Source organism: Vibrio sp. R10-SG3-ISO3, from assembly GCF_059834225.1.
This window is the reverse complement of the sequence record NZ_JCBDHE010000014.1, coordinates 11,699-32,165: the sequence shown is the minus strand read 5'-3', so window position 1 is coordinate 32,165 and position 20,467 is coordinate 11,699. Positions and strand designations below refer to the sequence as shown.

At 47.6% G+C, this 20,467-nt stretch carries 21 protein-coding genes; 11 read left to right on the top strand and 10 right to left on the bottom strand.

From position 1 onward, the window contains the following. Positions 1 to 17 precede the first annotated feature (17 nt). Together AC6R1A_RS03010 and AC6R1A_RS03005 are read right to left on the bottom strand one after the other, a co-directional pair. Entirely contained in the window at positions 18 to 527 is a 510-nt protein-coding gene (locus AC6R1A_RS03010; protein WP_500630452.1) for a hypothetical protein, read from the bottom strand. 93 nt (positions 528 to 620) lie between these two features. Further along, a complete protein-coding gene (locus AC6R1A_RS03005) occupies positions 621 to 899 on the bottom strand; it encodes a hypothetical protein (protein ID WP_500633301.1) in 279 nt (92 codons plus the stop codon). Positions 900 to 1,213: 314 nt separating this feature from the next. Here AC6R1A_RS03005 and AC6R1A_RS03000 point away from each other — a divergent pair, with 314 nt between their 5' ends. Continuing rightward, positions 1,214 to 1,621, top strand: a complete 408-nt coding sequence (locus tag AC6R1A_RS03000; RefSeq protein WP_500633300.1) for a hypothetical protein — start codon at positions 1,214 to 1,216, stop codon at positions 1,619 to 1,621. A 131-nt stretch (positions 1,622 to 1,752) separates the two neighbouring features. Here the strand turns inward: AC6R1A_RS03000 and AC6R1A_RS02995 are convergent, their stop codons facing one another. From AC6R1A_RS02995 to AC6R1A_RS02985, 3 genes are read right to left on the bottom strand one after another with little or no spacing between them, the layout of a single operon-like run. Further along, positions 1,753 to 1,950: a hypothetical protein gene (locus AC6R1A_RS02995; protein ID WP_500628664.1), complete on the bottom strand. Its 198-nt coding sequence runs from the start codon at positions 1,948 to 1,950 to the stop codon at positions 1,753 to 1,755. Positions 1,951 to 1,983: 33 nt separating this feature from the next. Then, positions 1,984 to 2,148 (bottom strand): DUF1328 family protein, encoded by a 165-nt coding sequence (locus AC6R1A_RS02990; protein WP_334552359.1) that lies wholly within the window; start codon positions 2,146 to 2,148, stop codon positions 1,984 to 1,986. A gap of 60 nt (positions 2,149 to 2,208) precedes the next feature. Further along, a complete protein-coding gene (locus AC6R1A_RS02985; protein ID WP_500628665.1) occupies positions 2,209 to 2,754 on the bottom strand; it encodes a BON domain-containing protein in 546 nt (181 codons plus the stop codon). Positions 2,755 to 3,105: 351 nt separating this feature from the next. Here AC6R1A_RS02985 and AC6R1A_RS02980 point away from each other — a divergent pair, with 351 nt between their 5' ends. After that, the gene (locus AC6R1A_RS02980; RefSeq protein WP_500633299.1) at positions 3,106 to 4,449 is read left to right on the top strand and encodes a sigma-54 dependent transcriptional regulator; all 1,344 of its coding nucleotides are present in this window, start codon (positions 3,106 to 3,108) and stop codon (positions 4,447 to 4,449) included. A gap of 97 nt (positions 4,450 to 4,546) precedes the next feature. Here AC6R1A_RS02980 and AC6R1A_RS02975 read toward each other — a convergent pair whose 3' ends face one another. Beyond that, the gene (locus AC6R1A_RS02975; protein ID WP_500633298.1) at positions 4,547 to 5,416 is read right to left on the bottom strand and encodes a DMT family transporter; all 870 of its coding nucleotides are present in this window, start codon (positions 5,414 to 5,416) and stop codon (positions 4,547 to 4,549) included. Positions 5,417 to 5,426: 10 nt separating this feature from the next. Continuing rightward, positions 5,427 to 5,972 (bottom strand): TetR/AcrR family transcriptional regulator, encoded by a 546-nt coding sequence (locus tag AC6R1A_RS02970; protein ID WP_500630447.1) that lies wholly within the window; start codon positions 5,970 to 5,972, stop codon positions 5,427 to 5,429. Positions 5,973 to 6,059: 87 nt separating this feature from the next. Here AC6R1A_RS02970 and AC6R1A_RS02965 point away from each other — a divergent pair, with 87 nt between their 5' ends. Continuing rightward, positions 6,060 to 7,133 (top strand): alcohol dehydrogenase family protein, encoded by a 1,074-nt coding sequence (locus AC6R1A_RS02965; protein WP_500630446.1) that lies wholly within the window; start codon positions 6,060 to 6,062, stop codon positions 7,131 to 7,133. A gap of 77 nt (positions 7,134 to 7,210) precedes the next feature. Here AC6R1A_RS02965 and solA read toward each other — a convergent pair whose 3' ends face one another. The 3 genes from solA to AC6R1A_RS02950 all read right to left on the bottom strand — a co-directional run bounded on the left by solA (position 7,211) and on the right by AC6R1A_RS02950 (position 11,697). Next, a complete protein-coding gene (gene solA / locus AC6R1A_RS02960) occupies positions 7,211 to 8,338 on the bottom strand; it encodes an N-methyl-L-tryptophan oxidase (protein ID WP_500633297.1) in 1,128 nt (375 codons plus the stop codon). A 357-nt stretch (positions 8,339 to 8,695) separates the two neighbouring features. Continuing rightward, positions 8,696 to 9,532, bottom strand: coding sequence for a Fe(3+) dicitrate ABC transporter substrate-binding protein (locus AC6R1A_RS02955; RefSeq protein WP_500633296.1), 837 nt, complete (start codon positions 9,530 to 9,532; stop codon positions 8,696 to 8,698). Positions 9,533 to 9,573: 41 nt separating this feature from the next. Next, the gene (locus AC6R1A_RS02950) at positions 9,574 to 11,697 is read right to left on the bottom strand and encodes a TonB-dependent siderophore receptor (protein ID WP_500633295.1); all 2,124 of its coding nucleotides are present in this window, start codon (positions 11,695 to 11,697) and stop codon (positions 9,574 to 9,576) included. 238 nt (positions 11,698 to 11,935) lie between these two features. Between AC6R1A_RS02950 and AC6R1A_RS02945 the strand changes: the two genes are divergently transcribed. The 8 genes from AC6R1A_RS02945 (at position 11,936) to AC6R1A_RS02910 (ending at position 20,379) form a co-directional block, all read left to right on the top strand. Beyond that, on the top strand, positions 11,936 to 12,931 hold the full coding sequence (locus AC6R1A_RS02945; RefSeq protein WP_500633294.1) for a FecCD family ABC transporter permease: 996 nt from the start codon (positions 11,936 to 11,938) through the stop codon (positions 12,929 to 12,931). Further along, on the top strand, positions 12,928 to 13,896 hold the full coding sequence (locus tag AC6R1A_RS02940) for an iron chelate uptake ABC transporter family permease subunit (protein WP_500633293.1): 969 nt from the start codon (positions 12,928 to 12,930) through the stop codon (positions 13,894 to 13,896). The genes AC6R1A_RS02945 and AC6R1A_RS02940 overlap by 4 nt, the downstream gene beginning before the upstream one ends. Further along, positions 13,896 to 14,660, top strand: a complete 765-nt coding sequence (gene fecE, locus AC6R1A_RS02935) for a Fe(3+) dicitrate ABC transporter ATP-binding protein FecE (protein ID WP_500633292.1) — start codon at positions 13,896 to 13,898, stop codon at positions 14,658 to 14,660. Before AC6R1A_RS02940 ends, fecE begins: the two co-directional genes overlap by 1 nt. Before the next feature lie 106 nt (positions 14,661 to 14,766). Then, entirely contained in the window at positions 14,767 to 16,209 is a 1,443-nt protein-coding gene (locus AC6R1A_RS02930) for a PepSY-associated TM helix domain-containing protein (protein WP_500630439.1), read from the top strand. A gap of 75 nt (positions 16,210 to 16,284) precedes the next feature. Further along, complete coding sequence (locus AC6R1A_RS02925) at positions 16,285 to 17,007, top strand: glutamine amidotransferase (RefSeq protein WP_500629747.1); 723 nt, start codon at positions 16,285 to 16,287, stop codon at positions 17,005 to 17,007. Beyond that, entirely contained in the window at positions 17,004 to 17,465 is a 462-nt protein-coding gene (locus AC6R1A_RS02920) for an RpiB/LacA/LacB family sugar-phosphate isomerase (protein WP_500629748.1), read from the top strand. The genes AC6R1A_RS02925 and AC6R1A_RS02920 overlap by 4 nt, the downstream gene beginning before the upstream one ends. Before the next feature lie 322 nt (positions 17,466 to 17,787). Beyond that, positions 17,788 to 18,570, top strand: coding sequence for a substrate-binding periplasmic protein (locus tag AC6R1A_RS02915; protein ID WP_500629749.1), 783 nt, complete (start codon positions 17,788 to 17,790; stop codon positions 18,568 to 18,570). A 135-nt stretch (positions 18,571 to 18,705) separates the two neighbouring features. After that, the gene (locus tag AC6R1A_RS02910) at positions 18,706 to 20,379 is read left to right on the top strand and encodes a methyl-accepting chemotaxis protein (protein WP_500629750.1); all 1,674 of its coding nucleotides are present in this window, start codon (positions 18,706 to 18,708) and stop codon (positions 20,377 to 20,379) included. The last annotated feature ends 88 nt before the right edge of the window (positions 20,380 to 20,467 follow it).

The window sequence follows — 20,467 nt, the reverse complement described above, 5'->3', positions numbered from 1 at the left end:
ACTGATTGAGTGCCACTTTACTCTCCATTCGAGTGAGCTCGGTTTCCTTTTTCAACTGCTTGAGTGAGCGCATCCCAACCCTCCTTAATTTGCTGTTTAGTGTGTGTATAGCCCACAAGCCTCAGTAACTGATTTTGTCGCCATATCAGCAAGATAAGGCTCAAACCAAGTGAACATAGCGCAGTCAAAACCGCAAGCGGGAGTTGGGATGTCCACCAATAAATGATGATGCCGAGTGAAACCGAAAGACTAAAAATAAAAAGCACCAACAACAGCACAAATAGGATCGAGCATAGCAGCGCCGATCCCAACGCTCTTGCACTCAATTGACTTTCTAGCCGAAATAGCTTCGCGCTCGACAGCAGCCAAGAGCGAATGAGGACGCTCAAGCGTTCTGATTCTGCTGCGATGCCAGCCAAGTCGTCCCAGATCTCCTGAGGCTGTGATCGATGAGGCTCGCTCAACTGCGCTTTCTCCATCTCTGAGTCGATACCTACACTGTCACTGTGTTGTTCGTCTTTTGTCATTCGGTTACTCACTGGTTATGCTGTTTAAACAGGTGGATTCAAACGCGCAACGTGCCTGTTGCGCGCATCAATCGTTCAGTATTTGTCTCAGTGCTATTTGATCAATTTAGATACTGCCCAACCAGCTAAAAACGCACAGCCGATACTCAACAGTGGCCTCTGCTTAATGACATCGCCCGCTGAATGAGCGACCTGCTCTGCTTGGTGACTGCTTTCACCCCACTTTTGTTGTGCTTCTTGCTTGATCGCATTAACGGCTTCGAACGCCGCTTTTTCTGCGAGTTCGTACGCCTCTTCCAACTGCTCTTTCGATTTCTCTGCTGTTTCTTTCGCTGTTGTTTGTTTTGCTGTTGTTTGTTTTGCTGTAGCCATGGAAATCTCCTAACAATGAGTAATGAGTTCAAAGTAGAACAAGCGAGAACCGTGCCACCCATAAACTTATTTCCACACCTCATCAAATAATGACTTTAAATGCTCTCATGGTTGAATGTTAATGTAATTTTTTCTTTGTTAAGCCAAAAAGTCGGTAAATTTTTCATGGCATATAGAGAACAAATAAAAATATCACCATAAAGAACAACACTAAACAAACAACTCGTACTGGCATATTACCTGCACCAATAAAACAGATGATTTTTAAAAATTGAAATGTGAGAAATAATATTGATGAATCATGAGAGGTATCAATGAAGTTAACTACCCATACGCTAGAGAATATGCTGACCTCTATTATCCATCATCATGCCCGTAGTCTAACTCTGCTTAAAAAACGGCCCAACAATACATTAACGAGAAGTGCTCATCGCTTTGTCGTTGTAGAGCAAGCGCTAATGAATCGAGTCGCCAAGCTGCTTTTCAAACAGAAGTCTCAGCAGGTATTGTCACGCCTTGCTCACGCACAACGTTCTCACTCAAAAGATGACCAATCGTTTGATGACTATCAGCACATGTATCATGCGAATACCCAACTGATCATAGCTCTTCGCACTCATTTGCGAGAGATAACGGATCGTTCATTGACCCTGCAAATTTCGTATTGGGTCGCGGCGATGCAGATGGAAAATGATGAAATAGAAAAGCAGCTCCAACTCTAATTAAGTTCAGCTCCCATGTGATGAAGATAATAAGATAGGTAAGGGCGTTCCCTCTAGGGAAATAAATTTATTCTAGACTAAAAAAGGGAGGTTAACCCTCCCTTTTTGCTTACTAAAAATTAAGAAAAAGATTAACAATCTTCATCTTCAGCCTTCAGCTCTTCTTTAATATTCTCACAGCTGTCTTCAATGGCATTTTGAGTATCTTGTACGGCCTCATCCATTTTTTCACCGGCTTTTTCCATCGGGCCTTCTTCACTGCAAGCCGCTAAGGTAAACATTAATCCCAGTGGGATTACCCATTTCATAATAGAGTGATTGTTTTTCATATTTCGCCTTCCTATGTCAGTTATCAATTTTTATTAACGTCTACTTGTAAAGTACATCACCAAAGAAACAATCAGAGACAAAACAAACAAATAGAAGATAAGTTGTGCGATAGTGGCTGCAGCACCTGCAATGCCTGTAAACCCTAAGAGTGCAGAAACCAACGCCAACAGCAGGAAAATAAATATCCAACGAATCATCACAAACTCCTTATTGGAACGTATTGCATTAACGTACGGGATTTGAATGCGATGACGTTTCTATTGAACAATTTCTAGCTTGTCGATAACGCGTGTCACATCATTGGTGTTGCTGGCAATCAAGATAGCCAGATCGTGTTCGGCGTCAGAACTCACTTGTCCGGCGAGCGTCACTGCTTGCTCTTGCGTGGTAACTTCTATAGCACTGCCACTGACGTTGGTATCCAACAGTAAGCGGGTTTTGACAATTGCGGTGATTTTTGTGTCTGTCATCGCTTCGAGTGTCTCTGAAGTAGCGTCGGCAGGCGTCTCAGAAACCGTGAGCTTATTTTCTACCGATTTGACACCATCTAGACCAGAAACAAGCTCCTGTGCGAGGGCCTTTTCCAAATCGTTGTTAACAGAACCTGTGAGCGTCACCACACCTTCATTAACATCCGTGTTGATATCAAACGAATTGAGGTTGCTATTTAGAAGTAGTGTTGTTTCTGCCTTCCCATCCAACCAAGCATCTTTTGCCTCTTCTTGCCAATTATTTTCCGCATATACGGCTGTTGGAACGGAAATCAATGTCGTTAAAGCGATCGCTGTGGCTAATTTATTCATTGTTACTCTCCATAATTGACGTTGCTAATGAGTGTTCACTTTTGCCACTGTCACGTTGCAAACCTCACGCCAAAAACGTAACCATCTGAATGTTAACGATTTAGATTATTTTCCTAGCAATACCATCTTTCATAAGTCGAAAGGTTTTGAATTATTTACACACCGCACATGTAACATTTTAGTGTTCACTTTCACCAGCGATCGTTTACTGCACAAGTCGTTGAACTCAACTCATATTGTTTCTGGTTCGGTTATTTTCGTGTATTTGAATGAATGATGACATTCGCATTCCTTGTACCTATACAATAATGCGCGTACATTGACTCTATCAAAGTAAAAAGGACAACGTTTATGTCGCTACCCCACCTGCTTATCCAGTTGTCTGATCCTCAATTAAGCGACATGATTCATTCCAGCTCTGAGCTGTCGAATTTTAATGTCACCCTCTGCTCTCACACAGACGATTGGATTACACTACTCGAAAATAAACAGCCCGATGTCGCATTGATTGAAGTCACGCAGCTTAACCATGACGACTACCAACGTCTTCGTACTCGAGATCTGTTCGACTCGATGGAGATCATTTTGATTAGCTCAGGCGATCCGCATGACAACATCGATGCCCTCCCTCATCTAGGCGCCGTTTTCCATTATAGAAAGCCGGTTAATATGTCTGTCTTAAATGAAACTTTGAGTGAAATCAGCCAGTTCTATCAGCAAAGTCAAACCAAGGGCGAAGCCATTACCACCAGCGACTTAGACCAGTTTGGTCTGTTGCTCGGCTCCTCTTCGCAAATGCACGACCTGTACAGGACACTGCGTCGCGTCGCTCGAACCGAAGCGAATGTCCTTATCGTTGGCGAAAGCGGCTCTGGTAAGGAGCTGGTCGCTCAAACAATTCACCTTGCGAGCAAGAGGAAGCAGCAACCGTACGTTGCCATTAACTGCGGAGCAATTAGCCCAGAGCTCGTCGACAGTGAGTTATTTGGGCATGTAAAAGGGGCGTTTACTGGCGCAAATAAACCGCATGATGGTGTATTTAAGCAAGCACAGGGCGGTACCTTGTTTCTTGATGAAGTGACTGAAATGCCGATTGAGCATCAGGTTAAGTTATTGCGCGTCCTTGAAACAGGAGAGTATCGTCCCGTTGGAGACAGCAAAGTTCACATCGCGAATGTACGTGTCATTGCCGCCACAAACCGTGATCCTAAAGAAGCCATCGAGCAGCAACTCTTTCGCGAAGATCTCTATTTTAGGCTTTCTCATTTCCCCATTTACGTCCCACCACTTAGAGAACGTGGGAATGATATTGTCGGCCTAGCGAAGCATTTCATTGCTCACCGCAATGCAAATGAAAACCAAGTAAAAACCATTCTTGACAGTGCGCTTGATAAAATCGCCGCTAGCCAGTGGCCTGGTAATGTGAGAGAGCTAAAACATACCATAGAGCGCGCTTTCATACTGGCCGATGACGTCATTGGTGAAGAGCACCTAGTGTTTGATGCGCCTCCACTAGAAACAGGGTCCCCCATCGAAAACCTCGTCCCCGCAGGCGTTGCACTGGAAACGCTAGAGAAAGCTGCTATCTTGAATACGCTTGAAGAAACTGAGGGCAATAAAACTGAGTCGGCAAACAAACTCGGTATCAGTGTCAAAACGCTCTACAACAAGCTTGAAAAATATCAAGATGAGTAAAACAACATGCTTCCCCAACCACATTTTCTCTCTTAAGGGACTTATAGCGGCTTAAACATTGTTAAGTGCTTTGGCACCAATACGTCGCTTGTGTTGCTCATTTTCTCCAAAGCATCGGCGCGCGATACACCATTAGCGCCAGCAGAATCATTCCACAGCCAATTTGGTTGGAGAAAGTCAGCCTCTCTCCGTACACGCTGACACTTAACGCCACAGTCCACACAGGCTCCAAAATCATGATGAAGGCGGCACTCGCCGTCGCCATGTACTTTTGCGCCGTTGTCTGCATTAAGTATCGAAGGCTGGTCGCTAATAACGTGCTCGCTGTGAACCACGCCCAAATATCCGCATCGACGGTATCTGGCCAAACCTCGAACCAAGCACTGGCAATCCCGGCCATCACTCCCGTGACAAAAAGCTGCAAGGTCGTCAGAAGCAACGTTGGTACTTCACGTGCAATTCGACTGTTAACGTTAAAGTGAAGGGCCAACATGAGGGCTGCACAACCAAACCACATTTGACCCTGTGACAACTGCCAAGACTCACTAGGATCGTGCGCCAATAACGCAAGACCCAACACTGCAAACGGAAGTGCGAACCAGAACCACCGCTCGGGACGTGTGCGAAACAGTACCCAAGCTGTCAGCGGGACCAAGAGCATGGAGAGACTCATGATAAAAGCCCCTTGACCCAGCGCATGACTGATGTCAATCGCGTGAATCCAGCACAACAGTGCCGAACCCAATAACACCCCAACGCCAGCGGATTTCCCGCAGGCCGCTAACGCTGTCTGCTTCCATGCTTTGTAGCAAAACGGCATCAAAAACAGAGACGCCAAGATAAAGCGACTACTGATAAAAGCAAATGCAGGAAGGCCGCGCACTGTCTCTTTGGAAAAAATCCATCCTAAAGCGGCAAGCATAGTGGTCAGAAGTAAGAGGTAGGCGGAATATTTCTCAATTTTCATGGTGGCCCCATTAACGAGCATCGTTCAAGAGTTGCAAGACATGGTCGACGGTTTGATCCCAGGTGTGAGATGGCAACTCCAACGCAGAAGAAGCGGTGATCCCTTCATAAATGAGCATCAATAAGGCCGAAAGGTGAGGTCGTGATACGCCATCTTGCTGGAGTCTAGTGTCAAAATCCTCGCTAAGGCGGCGCTTATAATCGCGGACATAATCTACGATGTCATCATGTTTCCCTTGATACTCAGCCAGAGCATGTAGGTAAAAACAACCACCGTGATCTTGCTGCTTGTGCCAATGGCGTAACGCAAGAAAAGGGACTAAGGCCTTAAAGGAATACTCTGCTTGCAGCTCCACTTCTTGTAGGCAGGCCCAATAGCGCGCTTCCCTTTCCTTCATAATCGCGAGGATCAACGCCTCTTTGCTCGGGAAATGCTTATATAACGTACGCTGGGTAGTATTCGCGCATTGGGCAATCTTGGCAACGCCAGTTCGATGAAAGCCCTCGTGATAAAACAATTGCTCAGCAGCGTTCAGCACATCGTCTCTTTTTGACATTGACACTCCAAGATGAAAGTATAGTGATCACTATACACACAATATCAAGTATCGATCGCATTGCAAGAAAAAACAGGGGAGCGACCTATGGAGCCAGAGAAAACCATGAAAGCCATCGTCACTACCGCTCAAGGTGGTTTGGACAAATTGGAGTACAAAGATGTACCGATGCCGACACTTCAACCCGGCGAGGTACTGGTCAAAGTGCTTGCCGCCGGCGTAAACAACACAGAAATCAACACACGTATGGGTTGGTATTCACAAGACGTGACTGGCTCAACGGACGACATGGCGAACCAGAAGCAGTTTAGCTCACTGTCTGATGGAGGTTGGAGCGACGCCACACCTTTTCCATTAATCCAAGGGACGGATGCATGTGGGATTGTAGTCGACGCCTTCGATGTAACGAATCAATCACTGCTCAACCAACGCGTTTTGGTTCGTCCCTGCATCCGAAAACACGGTTTTGACAGCCTAGACAACATCTGGATGGCCTCGGATTTTGATGGTGCTTTCGCTCAGTACGTCAAAGTACCCGCCACTGAAGTCTTTACCGTTCAATCCAGTTGGAGTGACGTCGAACTGGCAAGCATTCCCTGCGCCTATGGTACTGCGGAGAATATGCTGCATCGTGCACAAGTTTCGCGCTCTGATACCGTGCTTGTAATAGGAGCCTCTGGTGGCGTAGGTTCAGCCGCTGTTCAATTAGCAGTACGTCGTGGTGCTAAAGTCATCGCGGTCGCTTCAAAAGCTAATCATTCTGCCATCCGGGCACTGAAGGTTTCTCAGGTCTACGACCGAAACGCAGACTTACCAAGCATTCTTGGTGAAAACAGCGTTGATGTTGTGATTGATAACGTCGCCGGCGACAAATTTGGTCAACATTTAGCGCTGCTCAAACGTGGCGGCAGAATCGCTACCTCAGGCGCAATCGCAGGACCTATCGTCAACATAGATTTACGTAAGCTCTACCTCAAGGACATCACACTAATAGGCACGACAGCATGGGATGAACCTGTCTTCGCAAACTTAATTGGTTACATTGAGCGAAATGAAATTCAACCTTTAGTCGCGAAGACGTTTCCGCTTAAAGAAATTGCCAACGCACAGACGGAGTTCTTACGCAAACGACATTTTGGTAAGTTTGTGTTGATCCCATAAACACCACCGCTCACCCGAGCCATTGCCGCGGTGAGCGTGATGCTCCGCATCGCAGCGGATAGATATCTGATGCGTTTCTACGCCGAGAATCGTTCAAGTGAAAACATTGAAATGTCGTATTGCGTCTGCCCATTGTAGGCAAGCTCACTTAACATCTCCCCTATCACGCTCGCAAATTTGAACCCGTGACCAGAAAAGCCCGCCGCAATCAGTACATGAGAATGCTGAGGGTGCCTGTCGATGATGAAATTCTCATCTTCTGTCATACTGTACATACATGTTTTTCCGTACATTAAATTGCCAACATCTGGCATCACTGCGGCTAAGAAACGCTCCAAATCATGGCTATCATGCACACTGTCATAAGGCTCTATGTCCAAGTTAGGATCTTGCGCTTGCCCACCATCATGACGTCCAACTTTGAGGCCCGCTTGGTCAATACTCGGGAAACCGTAATAGATGCCTTCTGGTGAATCAAAAGAAAACGCTGGAAAATGATCTTGTCCATACTTTGTCTCCTCAGCTTCAAACCAAGCGAAGGTTTTTCTGGTCGGTTGCATCGGCAAGGTCAAATTGAGTTGACGAAGTATCTCTGCTGACCAAGCGCCTGCTGAAACAATCAACCGGTCAGCAGAGATCACTGTCTCTCCAGAAGTGAGTGTTACGCCTGACTCATGGATGTCTATACTATCAACGCCGTGGTAAGTCAGTAGCTCAGCACCGTGCCCAATGGCTAGGGTCCGATAGGCGCGAATACACGCTTCACAGCGCAATACGCCCGATGTGGATTCGAAACAGCCGATATAGTTGTCTGGTAAGGTAATGCCGGGGAAGCGTTCACTTACTTGCGAGGCATCAAGAATATCGAGAGGTAACTGGTACTTAACGGCACTGGCAATAAGGGTTTGAATAAATGGAGAGTCCCGCTCTCCCATATTCAGAACGCCGGTGTTAAGAAATAACGACTGGTTGGATTCTTGCTCCAACTCCTGCCACAAGTCTTGCGCTCTAAGCGCGAGAGGCACATAAGCCTCTCCTTCACCATACGCGTGGCGAATAATTCGGGTTTCACCATGATGGCTGGCATTGTGGTGGGGAGGATCCCCGGCATCCAACAAAATGACTTTCTGTCCTTTTTTCGCCAGAAAATAACCAGCGGCCATGCCCATAGAACCTGCCCCGACGATAGCAACGTCATACTTCACTATTCACTCCTTGACGCGCGCAAAGCGGCTTTGTAGACGCATGCGCTGTTTGTTATGCAAACCATTGTTTCAGCCAATGAGTCAAACATCAAGACAAGGAACCTTAACCTACACTGGTGATGAGCGGCGAAGACTTACTTGCCGTGCTGTAACAACCAGTTGTAGTTGTGCAGCAACGTTGGCTAGCAAGAGACCGATTGCTCTTTTGCTCCACGCAGTCCAAAACCATGCCCTCCGCGCTCAAAAAGGTGCATCTCAACCGCGACGCCCTGATGCCGTAGTGCTCGCCAATAGTGAAGGCTGTTGTTGACAGACACTGAGTCACATCGCTGACACTCAATCAACCTACACCGAGGCTCAATCCTGTGGTGATTTTGCCATCGCTTTCTCAAGATCACGGACGATAGCTTCAGCTGCTAAGATGCCTCGATTAAGCGACCACACCTGCGGAGAAACCTCGATAGCCTGCTGATTACCGCTAATATTCAACAACCTAAAGAGCGGATTATCTTGCCATTGGTCAAGTAGCGTTGTTGTCGAGCGTTTACTGAAAAACAACCAATCTGGATTGACTTTCAACAACAACTCAAAATTTGCCTCGACGAGATGGCTCTCGGTCAGTTCAGGCATTGCGGGTTGTAACCCGAGCTCAGACAACAAGCTACCGGTGTAGGACTGAGGGCCATGTAACCACATCCCTCGATCATTCACGTTAGCGAACTGTACGTTACCTTGCCCTTGAAAACGCCCTCGATGGGCCTCAATGAACGCGCGATGTTGAGCGAGCCTTGCTTGCATCTCCGATGCTTTACCAACAGCCTGCCCAATGGTCAACGCCGAGTTCAAACTATCTTGGTAACTTTCACCGCGACTTTTTAACAGTAAGGTTGGCGCGATGGCATTGAGATCATCTAAACTGACTCGGTGACGGTGCGCATCCGCGATGATCAAATCCGGTTTCAATTGGGCAATCACCTCTAGATTGGGTTGAGACCGTATTCCAACCGATGTCCAAGGCTGAATACGTTCTCTCACTTGAGGAATAATTCGCTCTGGATCATGATCATCGGCAATCCCAACGGGGGATATTCCCACCACCGCCAGTGCATCCACAAAAGAATACTCCAATACAACAATCCGCTGCGGGTACGCCGCTGCATTGGTGCCTCTGACATTTGCTTGTACTGTGCTCACACACAGTACAAACAACACACCCATTATATTGGCCAATCGCATCAGAATTGACCCGTTAAGCTCAGTGTCACTTCGCGAGGATCACCTGCGTAAATACGATGGCTGTCCGTGCCTCCAACGTAGTACGTTTCATCAAATACGTTGGCGAGATTGAGCGATACTCGGTAATCCGTCATCTCATATTGAACACCGAGATCCACGGTGACATAAGCAGGCAACGCCACTCTCGAGCTCGGATCTTCGCTAGTGTATCGCGCACCTTCATAATTCGCGCCGAGTGTGGTTCCCACGACACCGCCCGCAATCTGATAAGGGAAGTTATATTTAGTCCAAACATAGGCGTCGTGGTAGGCCGACATCGGCGTGCGATTCCCTTCTATCGTCTCATCAGCATTCGCTGCAATTCTTGAATCAACATAGGCATAACCAAGCTTGACTTGCCAGTTGTCCACGGGCTGCATTAGCAGTTCCGTCTCAATCCCTGTACTACGTACTTCACCAAGCAATTCATAATCGCCGTTGTCGTTTTTCTCAACCACGTTCGATTTTTCAATGTCAAAATAGGCCAGCGTCCATTGGCTGCCCAATCCCATCAAGTCGGTTTTGAGACCAATTTCGTATTGACGCCCCTCTTCAGGATCAAACGCCTCATCACTGGCGCTTTTCTTTTCAACACTATTGGGATTAAAGCTCTCTCCATAACTCGCGTATAGCGATGATCGAGCCGCTAGCTTATAAACAACGCCAGCTTGCGACACCCATGCATCCGTGGATTGAGTATCTTGAGTTGACTTACTGATGTAATCGAAGTCTACGTCTTGGCGCATGTAGCGCACGCCCGCCATCAGCGTCCAGTCGGGAGTAAGGTAGACAGTATCTTGAAGATAAGCACCGTAGTTGGTGTAGTCGGTAATGCGATGATCCACGTTATACGCACTCTCATCACGCTCTGTGATATCGATGGGATCGAAAAAGTCTACACTGCTCGTCGCGTAGGTTTCACGCAAAAAATCGCGCTTTTCTAAGCCGATATTGGTACCAATCAGCAGTTGATGCTCAATATCGCCAAGCCAAATACTGCCTGTGCTCCTCGCATCAATAAAATGATATTCACGCTTATTGACTTGATCTCTATCTCTCACGGTAACCGACTGTGACGTGTCTTTTACATCACGTGTCTCGTAGAGATGACGTGAGTCTTCATGCCACACACTGCGCCAGTCAAGGGTAAGATCAAAGGCGCGAGTCAATGCGGTATTAAAAGTGGCGAACGCCACAAGTCCCTTATCTTCGTCTGTGTCATCCGCTGATTGATAATGGGTATCCAGCGAAGCAATCTGTTTGATGTCGTTATTGAGGACAGCCAGTCCGTTGTCTGCCACACGCTGCTCAGACTGAAGCTCTAAGCCAAAGGTGAGCGCTGTGGCCGTTGACGGTTGATAGGTTAAACTGGGGAACAGATAATAGTTGGTCTGATCGACGTCTTGACGATACGAGTCGGACTGCTCACCACTCACAATCATTCGATACAACCATGTTTTGCTGCTGTTAAGTGGCCCTGTCGAATCGAGCGTACCGGTAAATCCATTATTCTCGCCAACGCCACTGACCTCTGTGAGGTAACTACTTGCAGATACGTCGTACGTAACGGAAGCAACCTCTTGCGGTTTCTTAGTAATGATGTTGACCAGCCCACCCGGCTGTATTTGCCCATAAAGTATCGAAGCGGGGCCTTTGAGGATTTCAACACGCTCAACGTTCGCCGTTGTAGGAGAGCCGAAACGAGACGCTAATCCAGGCAGGCCATTCACTTGAATGGTATTTAAATCTGCGGGCATACCTCGGAGTGTAAAGCTATCTGCGTCTACCCCAGAGCGGCTTAACCCTGTGGTATAGCCATAGGCATCATCCAGCGTATTGGCGCGGATATCTTGAAGAAATTGTTGGTTGATGATGTTAACCGTATGCGGCGTTTCCAACGGATCCACATCGGTTTTGGTCGCGGTGTTGACGCTAGGGTCGAGATACGAATTTTGTTGACCGACGATGACCATAGTGTCGAGTTCAGCTGTCTCGTCGCTAGAGCGGTCTTGTGCCATCGCAACCGAGGTAACGCCTAGCGAGAGGGCCAAGCATTGAGTGATAGTATTTGCAGCAAATTTCATAGATGAGATAAAAACCTTACATGTACGCGCTTATGCGCTTTTTGTTGTCGTGATCGTGCTCGACTGGCTCGTCAGCCGGCAAGATATGCGCATGGTAATTATTATCATTAGCATTTCAACTCAAAATACAGCTTTTATAACTATTTTTTATTTATCTAATGATGAAATTGATTGTAATTATCATAACGGTTACACTTCCGCGCTTCGTACAATCGTCAATAGAATGGAGTCACTCCCCATGTTGACTTCTAAGCAGTTGGTTTGGCTGTGTTTTTCGCTCACCTTGTTGAGTGGAGTGAGCTACTCTGTCATCGCGTGGTCTAGTTTCCCTCTCAGCGTGATTGACCTTTGGTATTCCATGAGCACCAGCCCATCACCGAGTATTGAGCAACAAATCATTCGAACAATACGCATCCCTCGCGTCTTATCTGGCATGGTGATCGGCGCAAACCTCGCTGTTGCTGGACTGCTGATGCAAGGAATAACGCGAAATCGACTCGCCTCTCCTTCTGTACTAGGGATTAACTCTGGTGCGGCTTGCGTCATGGCACTTGGTGCCCTCAACCTACCTATACTGTCTGAATTTCCCAGTATTGTGCTAGCAGGTATCGGCGGTATGCTAAGCGGTGCAACCGCCATGTTGTTAGGTGGCGTGTTTAGCTCTCGCTCCAATCCCCTAAAACTGGTGCTTGCAGGTATTGCGCTTAATGCCTTGCTGATAGGTCTCACGCGTGCTTCTGTGATACTTGTCGACGATAACGCTTATACGATCATCACTTGGCTTGCGGGTTCCATCTCCTCTTTGGGTTGGAAGGAATGGCATACTCTATGGCCAATCAGCTTAGTTGGGCTCACGATGGCCGTAACGGTGAGTCGTCACTTAAACCTTATTGCCCTAGGTAACGAGTCAGCGATCAGTCTCGGTATCCACATCCCTAGGACCCAAGCCATCACGAGTATCGCTATCCTATTGCTCACCGCATCAAGTGTTGCCGTCGCAGGGCCGATTGGATTTGTTGGCTTGCTGATTCCACACATAGCAAAACGCTTAGTCGGCAGTAACTACGTCGTGTTAGTGCCCGCTTGCGCACTGCTCGGCGCAGCGCTAGTCACATGGGCAGATGCTTTGTCACGCTCTATCGCTTTTCCCGCAGAAACGCCCGTTGGCGCTATCACAGCACTGATTGGTACACCCTGCTTTATCTACCTCGCTATTCGTCACTCAGACTCATGAACAGACTTGTATTTTTTACTCTCTCTGCCATCTTGATTAGCTTGATCGCTGTCAGCCTAATTGCCGGCGCAACGCATTTATCCGCTGTTCAAGTGGCGCACACTCTGATCTACGGGGGAGAGTACGACTTTGTCGTTAACCAATATCGATTGCCTCGTGTCATTTTAGCGATCGGTGTCGGCGCGGGCTTGGGGTTGTCGGGTGTCTTGGTTCAAGGGATCATTCGTAATCCATTAGCTTCTCCTGACCTCATGGGCATCAGTGCCGGAGCGGGGCTCGCAGCGACCGCATTGATGGTATTTTTTCCTCAGGCGCCTAATCACTTGTTATCTTTATCTGCACTGTTTGGTGGCATAAGCGCTGCGGCAATCATCTACATCATCAACACAACCACTCAACCCACACCAACAAAATTAGCCCTTATTGGCGTGTCGATCAGCGCTTTCCTTGCCAGCTTGATCGACTTTTTGATGGTGGTACATCCAATGGAAATCAATACTGCTATGGTTTGGCTTACCGGCAGCTTGTGGGGTCGGAACTGGACACACGTTCCCACTATTTGGTTCACATTAGTGGTGTTGGTCCCCTATGCATTTTGGCTCGCTTGGCGACTCGATATTCTCGGTTTAGGCGACGACAGTGCCACCTCTCTCGGTGTCACTCCCACCAAACTGCAGTGGAGAGCACTGCTCTGCGCTGTCGTTTTGGCAAGTCTTAGCGTATCCATCTGCGGTACCATCAGTTTTGTCGGCTTGTTGGCACCCCACCTTGCGAAAATGCTGTTTGGTCATCAGCATAAAGCCTTGATTCCCGGCGCAGCACTCATTGGCGGCACACTTGTTCTTGCCTCTGACACACTGGCCCGCGGTCTGCAGCCACCGATAGAGCTACCCGCAGGTGTCTTAACCTCTTTGATTGGTGCGCCTTATTTCATTTATTTGTTGCAACGTTACAAGGGCTGGTAATGATTACAGTACACAACCTGAGCGTCGGATACGGCGACACCACGATAATCAACAATCTGAACCTTTCGATCCCCAAAGGACGCATCACTGCCCTAATTGGTCCAAACGGTTGTGGAAAATCCACGCTGTTAAAAGCACTGGCGCGCATACACAAACCCATGCACGGTGAGATATTACTGGACGGAACCACTTTATCATCGTTTGGGGAAAAGTCTCTGGCACAGCGGCTCTCACTACTGCCGCAAACTCTCCAAAGTCCCGAAGGGATAAGCGTTCAACGACTGGTTGAATATGGCCGCTCCCCCTACCTTTCACATTGGGGCAGACTCAATGCCCATGATAAAGCGCTGGTTCAGCGCGCAATGGAGCAGACCGGCATTTCAGACCTCGCGCCTGTGCCTCTTTCAAGCTTATCAGGAGGACAACGACAACGTGTCTGGATCGCTATGATCCTTGCCCAAGACACCGATGTCGTGATGTTGGATGAGCCGACGACTTACTTAGATTTATCCCATCAGATTGAGCTAATGAAGCTGATGAGAGAGATGAACAACCAAGGGAAAACAGTGGTTGTGGTGCTGCACGATCTAAATCAAGCATGCCGCTACTGCGACCATTTAGTGGTGATGCACCGAGGTGAGGTCGTCTCTCAAGGTTCACCGAAGGATATCTTCACCCCTGAGTTACTCAAAAACGTATTTTCACTCAACGCACACGTCTTACCGGATCCTATCGCTCATACGCCAATGTGTGTCGCGTGCTAAATACGCCAACAATATCAATATAAAAACAATAGACCGATATAACACAAGTACACGCCACCATCACCAATGTCGTCGCTGTGAATAAAGCAGCCAAAAGGAAATCGCTATGTCGTCAAGCTCGTTAGAAGCGAAGAGCGCTCAATCTCATCACATTAAATCACGCTACTTTATGACTTGGCGTTGGCATTTTTATGCCGGGCTTTTTGTCATCCCATTTTTGATCATACTCTCGCTCACCGGTCTCATTATGCTGTTTGATGAGGAGATCGAATTCGCGAGGTACGAGTCAATATTAGCCGTTGTACCGGAACATCACACCACCTCTCTCACCCAGCAGATGGCCAGCGTCAACGCCGCTTTTCCTGATGCAACCATCACCCAATTCTCGCCTGCTCGCAGCGACGATACCGTCAATCGTTATTCGCTTGAAACACAAGATGGTCGCTCATTAATAGTCGCAGTGAATCCATACTCAGGCACACTGCAAGGTACGATTGAACGCAACCGGAGCGTGTACCAATGGGCAAACCGCATACATGCAAACCTGCTGATCGGTGACGTCGGCGATCGACTGCTAGAGATCGCTGCTAGCTTAGGCATCTTATTGGTTGTGACGGGCGTGGCCTTGTGGTGGCCAAATGATCATGCAAGACGAGCCGGTTTTCTAACGCTTCGCTTGGGTCAAGGCCGTCGAGTCTTGTTACGTGACTTACATGCCAACTTGGGCGGTGTGTTGTCACTTGTGTTGCTGTTTTTCTTAATTTCAGGTCTCGCCTGGACTGGGATTTGGGGCGCCAAATTAACGCAAGCTTGGAACACCTTTCCCACCTACTACACATGGGGAGAAAAGCCGAATTCTCAGCTTACGCATCAAGACTTAAACCCAACTGGCCACAAACAGATGCCGTGGAATCTTGAACAAACCCCACTTCCTCAATCTGAGGAGGGTCCAACCCACGATCACACCAATATGACCACCCAGATGCCAGCGGCGACACACTCTCATCTTGGTAGTATTACGCTCGACGAGGTGGTCGAGCAGGCACATCAACTCGGCTTTACTCGCTACCATGTTTATCTGCCACTTAGTGAAAAAGGCGTTTACACGATTGCTGCCAATTCGATGAATGGCGACAATTTTGACCCTCGCCAAGACCGGACACTCCATCTCGATCAATACTCCGGGACGCCCGTTCTCGATGTAACGTGGCAAGACTACACCATATTTGCCAAATGGATGGCAGCTAGTGTGTCACTTCATCAAGGCGATGTCGGGTTGTGGAACAAGGTATTCAATGTTTTGTTTTGCCTTATTACGCTGTTTCTCTGTGTTTCAGGCACGATGATGTGGTGGATACGCCGCCCTCAACGCGCTCGATTAGGTGTACCACCAACCTTTCAAAGTGATCGAGTTTGGAAGGTTGGGCTAGTGACACTGTTCATCATTGGGCTACTCTTTCCGCTCGGCGGGATGACCATCTTGGTTGTGTTGGCCATAGACGCTTTGATCATTCAACGGGTTGGTAAGCTGCGCCAGTGGTTTCAGTAGTCACCAGCAAGACATTGCGTCTAACCAGTAAATTCTCTAGATTACATCCATGACCAAGGAAGAGAGTCCACCACTATGAAATCACTGCTTATCGTCAACGTCGGTTCTGCGCCCCAAAATCAGCTCGAAAAATATGGTGATTTTGAACTTTGGGCTCAAGAGGCGATTGGAACCACACCCCTGCCCATTCGCTTTCATGATGGTATCCACGGCCTCTTTCCACCTTATGATGAATTAGCGGGTATGATCATTATGGGATCGTTGTCGATGGTGACCGAGCAGACGGCATGGATGACATCACTGAGTCAGCATATTCGAGCGCTGCATCAGCAGCACATACCGATGCTCGGTATCTGTTTTGGCCATCAGCTGATCGCCCATGCTCTGGGTGGCAAGGTGGATGTTAATCCCCAAGGATTGGAGCTAGGCACGGTGGAAATATCTAAACACCCAGAGCACGATCCAATCTTTTCTTCCCTACCGGATACCTTTCCTGCTCAAGCCATCCACTACCAATCGGTGCTCACACTGCCTGTTGGTGCTCACCGACTTGCCGCCAGCAAAATGGATCCTCACCATGCTTTTCGCGTGGGCGACAACACCTGGGGCGTACAATTTCATCCTGAGTTTTCTGCCGCTATCATGAACGACATGATCGCAGACTTAAACACACAACTGGGCGATAAACTCTGCAGTGACCTGCAAACCAAGACCTGTCAAACACCGCTAGCGACGAGTATACTGCCGCGCTTCGCCAAGCACTGTCTCGACAACGTATTAACGCAGGAGCAAGCATGAAACTGGTCATCGCCAACGATCACAATGGGGTCGATTTAAAACGTCATCTCGTCGCGCATCTCTCTCAATTAGGTCATGAAGTCATTGATCTTGGCAGCGATACTAAGGAAATCACCCATTCGGCTTTTTATGCCGTTGAAGCATGCCAGTATGTAAAGCAAGGTGACGCTCGTTTTGGCATTCTCATCTGTGGTACGGGAGTGGGCATGTCTATTTGCGCGAACAAGGTCAATGGTATTCGCGCAGTCTTGGGCAGTGATGGCTACACGGTCAAGCAGTCCCGTGAGCATAACGATACCAACATACTCGCTCTTGGTGCATTAACGACCGACAGAGTCAAAGCAGCGGAACTCGTTACGACTTGGATCCACACCCAGTTTGATGACAGCGTGAAAAGGCGGCTTCGTTTAGGGTTCATTCAGGATATTGAAGCCGATCAAACACTTCGTCGCTCCTGACTTGTCACATTCAGAGAAAAAATGTCACATGTATTATTATATCTTTTATGCTATGGTTGCATCGTCTTGGTAGACAACCAAAGACAACTAGCCATTTGACGATACTGTGCGTTGTACTATCCACAGGTCAACGAGCTAGCCCTCTTTTGGCTAGCTCGTTTTATTTTCCCGCTTTACGGTCAACTCTCATTACCACTTTTCGCTCCTCATTATTGACGTATCATATGCAAAGCGTAGTATTGCTCTACGCTTATTGATATGAACCTAGTCCCACTTATATTCCGCTCTGTGGGCAGAGGACAACACGTCACGGAGGGAAACCATGTTGAGAGGTTGGCAATGGGTTTGGCTATGTGGGTTGCTGCTCACTCCTTCTGTCTACGCGCACGACTCGATACGAGAAGTTGCCCTCGCCATTGGTGAGTTTCCGCCTTATACCTCAGAGTCTCTTCAACATCACGGTATCGCCAGTCAAATCGTCACAGAAGCCTTTGCGCAAGTAGATATAGAGGTGACGTTCGCCTTTTTCCCGTGGCCGAGAGCCTACAAACAAACTCAAGTAATGAACAACATATGGATAGGCACATTTCCTTGGATTTGGACACTTCAGCGTGATGATGACTTTGTCTTCAGTGACCCAATCATTGAGAGCCATGACTACCTCTATTTTCTCGACGGTTACCAAGAAAGCTATCCCAATATGGAAGCGTTGGAAGGTACGATCCTTGGGGCACCGATGCATGTTAGCTATCCGTTATTAGAGAAAATGGAGGCAGAGCAGCGTCTAACCATCGAGCGAGTGGGCACCTACGAAGATTTATTCAGACGGCTACTGTATAGACGCATCGAAGTGATCTCTTTAGAAGAGCACGTGGGTCGCTACTTCATGCAGGCCCTGCTCGATGGTGAAGAAATGACTCGAATTTCCAAATCTCGTTTTCCGACTGAAGAGCGTCGTTACCACCTGATGATTTCAAAACGGCATCCCCAAAGCAGGCTCATAGTTGAAAAGTTCAATCAAGGGCTTGAGCAACTGCATCGCTCCGGACGCTATGAGGAGATACTCAATACGTTGCAATTGCCCGATCCGGATAGCGGTTTGTGAGCCCTGCAAAGCTTTGCTTACTCTCTCATATACCATCAGAAAAATAATCGCTACATTAACAAACGAATTACAACAATAACGCTGGTTCCCCCCTACATCTCAAGCCAGCATCAAAAAATAATGTGGAGCATGGTTATGCATTTAAAAAGTCGCGGGAAATTGCTGTCAATTACTATTATTCCCCTCGTACTGATTACCGTTTTAGTAACTGGGATCTTCTATTGGAATGGCGTCCGAGATCTTGAGGAGCAATCCAAACTGTATCGTCAGGAACTCATTGAGTCTCGTCAAGATGAGCTAAAAGCGTATCTATTGATGGGGCGCACGGCAATTCAATCTCTCTATGAGAGTGATAAAAATGGTGAAAATATTCCGCAAGCAAAACACATTCTTGAAAGTATGCGTTTTGCGGATGATGGTTACTTCTTCGCCTACAACTCCCAAGGCGTTAACACGATGCACGCCATCAAGCCATCGTTAGAAGGCAAGAATCTCTATGATTTAAAAGATGATAATGGCGTCCCCGTCATTGCTGGACTTATCGACGCATCTCAAAAAGGTGACGGCTTTCTTTACTTCTCTTGGCATAAGCCATCCATTGATGCACAAGCACCAAAATTAGGTTACGCGGAGCACCTACCCAAATGGGACTGGGTATTGGGTACAGGGATTTATATCGACGACGTCGATCAGCTCGTGGCTCAATATCGTGTCGAACGTGAAGCAAACATAATGTCGGATATCGGCTTTGCCGTTATGGTTTCAGTGTTAGGTCTTATTATCACTATTATTATTATCAGTTTGGTTGTAAGCAAAAGCTTGTTACCACTGACCAATATGGCTCAACGACTTCATGACGTAGCACAGGGGGGTGGTGATTTAACCCGTCGTTTGGAAACGAAAGGACACGATGAGGTTGCTCAGCTAGGTCAAGCGTTCAACACCTTTATGGATAAAATGCAGCCATTAATTAAAGATATTCAAAACAGTTCTGTTTCCGTGATGCAAGCAGCCCACGATTTAGATGCTCATACCTCAAAGTCGAGCCAAACAATGCAACATCACAGTCAAGAAACGGAAAAAGTCGTCACGGCAGTAACGGAAATGGCCGCGACCTCTCGTGAAGTCGCGAACAACACTAACCTTACCTCTGACTCGATAAACGAAGCAAATCAACAAATTCAAGATGCCCAGCAAGAGGTGGCTGAAGCGATGAGGAGCATCAACGAATTAGTTGCTGAGGTGAATATTGCCTCTGATGCCATTGAGTCTTTGAGCGATCAAACCCATCAAATCACCAGTGTGATAGAAGTGATTGGCGGCATCGCAGAACAAACCAACTTGTTGGCACTGAACGCAGCTATCGAAGCGGCGCGAGCAGGCGAACAAGGTCGTGGTTTTGCTGTCGTGGCAGACGAAGTCCGTTCATTGGCGAGTCGAACGCAATCGAGTACAGAAGAGATTAATGAGATGCTCAGAGCGCTACAAAATGGCGTTAAAAAAGCGGTCTCAACAATGTCCGCCAGCCAGCAACGTGGAGAAAAAACGGTACAAGATTCTTCTGTAATCCAGCAACGCTTGGGTGGCATTGAAACGTCAGTCCGCACGATTCATGATATGGGGATACAAACCGCCGCCGCCGCTGAGGAGCAAAGCGCCGTTGCGGAAGATATTAATCAAAACCTCGTCGCGATTCAGCACATCGTTGAAGAGCTAAGTGCTGATTTACAACGTGCTGAGAAAATAAGTTCTTCATTGGCTGTTTCCGGAGAGCACGTTAACGATCTCGTGGGCAACTTCAAAGTTTAGTCTGGTTACACAACCGTAGACTTAAAAATGAGTCCAGAGTCACGATACTCTGGGATCATTTTTTGACCCAATTGTCATCCTTTTATCG